Origin of the sequence: Streptomyces sp., assembly GCF_035563135.1 — a bacterium.
Lineage (GTDB): Bacteria > Actinomycetota > Actinomycetes > Streptomycetales > Streptomycetaceae > Streptomyces.
The window spans coordinates 1-5,367 of sequence record NZ_DATMVN010000046.1; the positions used below are offsets into that span (position 1 = coordinate 1).

Consider the following 5,367-nt stretch of genomic DNA (forward strand, 5'->3'; position numbering starts at 1 on the left):
GGGACCGGTTCTCAGGCGTCGAGGCCGGTTCTCAGGCGTCGAGGCCGATGGCGAAGGCCGCCTCGAGGTCGTGCTGCGAGTACGTCCGGAAGGCCACGTGGGTGTCGGTGGCCTCGACGCCCTGGATCTTGCTGATCCGGCCCGGGATGACATCGGCCAGATCGTCGTGCCGGGCCACCCGGACCATGGCGATCAGGTCGTACGTACCGGTGACCGAGAAGACCTCGCTGACGCTGTCCAGCGAGGCGATGGCCTCCGCGATCTCGGGAATCCGGTCCACGCTGGTTTTGATGAGCACGATCGCGGTGATCACGGCTGGCTTTCTCCCTCAGTGGCCGTGGCTGGAGACTTCACTGTAGTACCCCGGAACCGCGCCCAGGCGTAGAGGAACCCGGCCACGAAACCCGCCACGTGCGCGAGGTACGCCACGCCCGGGCCGCCGCCCGCGCTCCGCGCCGCCAGCCACTGCAGGACGAACCAGAACACGAGTACGATCCAGGCGGGGAAACGCAGCGGCAGGAAGAAGAGGAACGGGAAGAGGCTGGTGACCCGGGCCCGGGGGAAGAGGCGGAGGAACGCGCCGAGCACCGCGGAGATCGCTCCCGACGCGCCGACCAGCGTCCGGTCGGAGTCCGCGTGCGCCACCGCGTAGGCCACCAGGGCGAAGTAGCCGCACACGAGGTAGAAGAAGGCGAATTCGGTGCGGCCCATGCGTTCCTCGGCCATCGCGCCGAACACGTACAGGAAGAGCATGTTGCCCAGCAGGTGCAGCCAGCTTCCGTGGACGAAGAGCGCGGTCAGCGGGGTCAGGGCGGCGCGTGCGGAGCCGTCCAGGAGTTCGCCCGGGATCACACCCCACCGCTCGAAGTAACCGGCCTGGGCCGCCAGGAGGGCGTCGGCTCTGCCGTGGGCGGGGCCGAACCCGGAGAGGGGACCGGCCAGGAACACCGCACAGCACAGCGCGATCAGCCCGTACGTGACCGGGGCGCCGCCCGCCGCTGCCGCCCCGAGCTCCCTGGCCCGCTGCCGCCAGCCGGCCTTCCGCCAATCGGTCACGTACAGAGCATGACGTACCCGGCGGGAACGGGACGGACCGCCTCGCCGTGCCGGCGGCCGTGTGCGAGGCCGTAGGGTTACCGCAGGACATCCGCAGTTCGACGGCGCACCGCGAGACCGGAGACCTGGGCACGCGCAGGACTCGACGAACGACGAAAGAGGACGCAACGATGACGACGGTTCCCCAGCCGACGGACGGGACCCGCTGGCGCTGCACGCTCTGCGGCAATCTCACCCGTTTCGATGTGACGCGCTCCTCGAAGGTCGTGGAGTACGTGCATCTCGACCTGGCCGGGGAGTCGAGTGTCGAGGAGCGCGAGGTGGTCAGTGAGACCATCGAGTCGGTGCGCTGTCGTTGGTGCAACGCCGTGGACCAGATCGAGCTGGTCGACAGGCCGGGCGCCGACTCCTGACGGAGCCGTGCGGACAGACATATTGGGGTGATGGATGGTGGAGCAGCCGGCAGGCGGCGCCGGGCCGGCCGACGGCGCCGCGGAGTCGCTCGACCGTCCGCTGCCCGAAGGCGTGCGCCGCAAGGTGATCGCGCTGGTCTCGGACGCGTTCGGCGGCCTGACCGTCGGTGAACTCCCCTCCCAGCTGCGGCAGTACGCCCGTTTCACCCCGACCAGGCGGGCCAAGTTCGCGGGTAACGCGATGGCGGCGGCTCTGGAGGGCGACCCGGTGTTCCGCCGGCGCATCGGCGAGCGCATCGGGCAGACCCAGCCGGAGCTGGCCGACGCGCTCACCTCCGGCGCGCCGCCCGCCGCCGCCGACCCCGTCGACGTGGCCGCCGCCGCCTATGTGCTGCGGCCGGTCGGCTGGGTCAAGCTGGTGGCGGCGGCAGGCGAGGAGGTGCAGCGGGCGCACGCCGAGCGGGCGGACGAGGAGACCAGGCGCGAGCTGGAACGGCTGCGCGAGGAGCTCGACCGCGCCCGCGGTCAGAACAGGGCCGACACCGACCGGCTGCGCTCGGAGCTGGAGGCCGCCCGCAAGGAGGCCGACTCCCTGCACCGCAAGCTGCGCAGCGCCCTCAGCGAGGTGAAGCGCGGGGAAGCGGCCCTGCGCAAGGCCGGCGCCGAGACCGACGCCGTGCGGGCCGAAGCCGCGGCCCAGGTCTCCGCCGCCGAGAGCGAGTCCCGCCGGCTCAAGGCGCGGCTGGCCGAGGCGGAGGCATCCGTCGAGGCGGGCCGCCGGGCGGCCAGGGAGGGGCGCTCGGTCGAGGACATGCGACTGCGGCTGCTCCTGGACACCGTGCTGGACGCCGCGCAGGGGCTCCGCCGTGAACTGGCCCTGCCTCCCTCGTCGCTGCGCCCCGCGGACGGCGTCGAAGCGGTGGAGCCCGGCAGGATGTCGCCGAAGGACATTGCGGCCAGGGCCCTTTCGGAGACCGACCCGGCGCTGCTCGACCAGTTGCTCGCGCTGCCGCAGGCGCATCTGATCGTCGACGGCTACAACGTCACGAAGACCGGTTATCCGCAGATGCCCCTGGAGAAGCAGCGGTTGCGCCTCCTGGGCGGTCTGTCGGTCCTCGCGGCGCAGACCGGTGCGGAGATGACCTGTGTCTTCGACGGCGCCGAGCTGGCCGCCCCGGTCCTGCTCGCACCACCGCGTGGCGTCCGTGTCCTGTTCAGCAAGGCCGGGGTGACCGCGGACGAGCTGATCAGGCAACTGGCGCGCGCCGAACCGCCGGGCAGGCCCGTCGTCGTGGTCTCCACCGACCGCGAGGTCGCCGACGGCGTCGCGAAGGCGGGGGCCCGGCCGGTCACGTCCGCCTTGCTCCTGAAGCGCCTTTCGCGCGTCTGAGGCGCCTTGTGAGGCATGGGCGACTTGCCGGGTTTCCTGGAACGTACCGTCAAGTCGCCGCTACACGCAGTTCGGTGAAAGTAAAGAAGTGTCTGGTGTGACGAGATTTTGCCCGTGAGGATTTGAACTGATCACAAGATGGTCACTAAGGTCAGGCCTCGAACCTTCGCACGGTTGATTGCCCACCCGGGGTGACGGCGAAGGAACCGCCGAGTCCGTGATGTGCACGGAGCCGGGGATTCACATCTGTCCCCCACAGCCCGGTAGGCGGCTGGAGGAAGAAGGAGCTCGCCTTCGTGGCGTCCCACCGTCGTCCCAAGCAGCCGAGCCGCGCCCGCGTGACCGTGCTCACCGCGACCGCCGCTGCGGCCGTGGCCCTGACCTCTCAGGCCGCCCACGCCGACCCCAAGCCGACCAAGAGCGAAGTCAAGGAAAAGGTCGACAAGCTCTACCACGAGGCCGAGGTCGCCACCGAGAAGGCCAACGGCGCCAAGGAGCAGCAGGACAAGCTCAAGAAGCAGGCCGACGCGCTCCAGGACAAGGTCGCCCGGGGACAGGACGAGCTCAACACCCTGCGCGGCGAACTCGGTTCGCTCGCCACCGCGCAGTACCGCTCCGGTGGTCTCGACCCGTCGGTCCAGCTGCTGCTCTCCTCGGACCCGGACAGCTTCCTCGACCAGGCTTCCGCGCTCGACCAGCTGACGGCCAAGCAGGCCGAGTCGCTGCAGAAGATCCAGGCGAAGCAGCGCACCCTCGCGCAGCAGCGCAAGGAGGCGCAGGGCAAGCTCGACGACCTCGCCGACGTCCGCGAGACGCTGAACGAGAACAAGAAGAAGTACCAGGGCAAGCTCGCCGCGGCGCAGAAGCTCCTGAACACCCTCACCGCCGCCGAGCGGGCCAAGATGGCCGAGGACGACCAGCGCGCCAGCCGCGCCGCCGGCGACCGGGTCGAACTCGGCAACGAGGTCCCCGCGTCCGCCCGGGGTGCCGCCGCTCTCGCGGCCGCCGCCACGCAGCTGGGCAAGCCGTACGTCTCCGGCGGCTCCGGACCCAACTCGTACGACTGCTCGGGTCTGACCCAGTGGGCCTACGCCCAGGCCGGCGTCCAGATCACCCGCACCACCTACACGCAGGTCAACGACGGCGTGCAGATCGGCCGCGGGGCGCTCAAGCCCGGCGACCTGGTCTTCTTCAGCAACACCTCGCACGTGGGTCTGTACGCGGGCAACAACCAGGTCCTGCACGCGCCGTACCCGGGCAAGGTCGTCCGTTACGAGGCGATGGAGTACCTGGGCTCGTTCCAGTTCGGCGTGCGCATCTGACACCCGCACGGGTGCCTCGCGGCACGCTCCGGTGACACCCCGCCCCGTCGGTGTCCCCAGGTCACCGGCGGGGCGCCGCTGTGACCGCTCCGGCCGTACGATCGGCGGGTGGCTGTTCGCATGCGGGACACGCGGCGGGTGCACACCCGCGGACGGCGCACGGCGGGTGCCGTGCTCGCCGTCCTGCTGCTCGCGCCCGCGTGCTCCGCCCCCGGGGACACCGCCGTCGACACCACCGCCCAGGAGGTCGGCGCCACCCTGGACCGCCGTGCCGCGGCCGTCATGGAGCACGACACCGAGGCGTACCTGGCCGCGCTCGACCCCCGGGCCGCGTCCTTCCGCGCCGCCCAGCGCACCGAGCTGCGCAACCTCGCCGACGTGCCGCTGGAGTCATGGGCGTACCGGGTGAAGGACGTGACCGGGCAGGGGACGGACCGGGTGACCGCCGAGGTCGAACTGCGCTACCGGATCAAGGGCTACGACAAGGCCCCCCTGTCCTCCTCCCGCACGGTGGAGCTGGTCCGCCGCGGCGGAGACCGCACCTGGTACATCGCCGCCGACCGGGCTGCCGACGGCACCCCGGGGCAGCTCTGGCAGCAGGGCGACGTCGAGGTCGTACGGGGCACGCACAGCCTGGTCCTCGGGGTCGGGCGCCGGACGGCGGAACTGCGCCGGATCGCGGCCACCGCCGACCGGGCCGTCCCGGCCGTCACGGAGTCCTGGCCGGAGCCCTGGGCCGAACGGGTCGTGGTGCTCGTCCCCGGGTCCGTGGAGGACATGGCGGAGCTCCTGGACTCACCCGCCGCGAGCTACCGGGGCATAGCGGCCGTCACCACCGGCGAGGTCGGCGGCGGAGGCCGGGCACCCGCGGACCGGGTGATCGTCAATCCGCAGGCCTACGGGATGCTCGGCGACTTCGGGCAGCGGGTCGTCCTCACCCACGAGACCACCCATGTGGCGACCCGGGCGCACACCTCCGCCGCCACTCCCGTCTGGCTCTCCGAGGGCTTCGCGGACCGGGCCGCCTACCGCCGGGAGGGCCGCACCGCCGCCGAGCTCGCACCCGAACTCGCCGAGGCGGTCCGGGGCGGCGGCCTGCCCGCGCAGCTCCCGGCCGACGAGGACTTCGGCTTCGGTGAGGACCCGGCGCGGCTCTCCCGGGCGTACGAGGGCGGCTGGCTGGCCT

Annotated in this window: 6 protein-coding genes; 4 read left to right on the top strand and 2 right to left on the bottom strand. The window is 71.8% G+C overall.

Going from position 1 to position 5,367, the window contains the following annotated elements:
- Positions 1–31: 31 nt before the first annotated feature.
- Both VN520_RS02115 and VN520_RS02120 read right to left on the bottom strand, forming a co-directional pair.
- Positions 32–313, bottom strand: coding sequence for an Lrp/AsnC family transcriptional regulator (locus VN520_RS02115; protein WP_325745094.1), 282 nt, complete (start codon positions 311–313; stop codon positions 32–34).
- The gene (locus VN520_RS02120; RefSeq protein WP_325745095.1) at positions 310–1,056 is read right to left on the bottom strand and encodes a rhomboid family intramembrane serine protease; all 747 of its coding nucleotides are present in this window, start codon (positions 1,054–1,056) and stop codon (positions 310–312) included. Before VN520_RS02120 ends, VN520_RS02115 begins: the two co-directional genes overlap by 4 nt.
- 170 nt (positions 1,057–1,226) lie before the next feature.
- On the opposite strand from VN520_RS02120, the gene VN520_RS02125 reads away from it, so the two are divergent.
- The 4 genes from VN520_RS02125 to VN520_RS02140 form a co-directional block, all read left to right on the top strand.
- Positions 1,227–1,469, top strand: a complete 243-nt coding sequence (locus tag VN520_RS02125; protein WP_014156692.1) for a hypothetical protein — start codon at positions 1,227–1,229, stop codon at positions 1,467–1,469.
- 34 nt (positions 1,470–1,503) lie between these two features.
- A complete protein-coding gene (locus tag VN520_RS02130; RefSeq protein ID WP_325745096.1) occupies positions 1,504–2,859 on the top strand; it encodes an NYN domain-containing protein in 1,356 nt (451 codons plus the stop codon).
- Between the two features lie 296 nt (positions 2,860–3,155).
- Positions 3,156–4,181: a C40 family peptidase gene (locus tag VN520_RS02135; RefSeq protein WP_325745097.1), complete on the top strand. Its 1,026-nt coding sequence runs from the start codon at positions 3,156–3,158 to the stop codon at positions 4,179–4,181.
- A 120-nt stretch (positions 4,182–4,301) separates the two neighbouring features.
- Positions 4,302–5,367: hypothetical protein (locus VN520_RS02140; RefSeq protein ID WP_325745098.1), on the top strand; the 1,066-nt coding region annotated here is incomplete at its 3' end.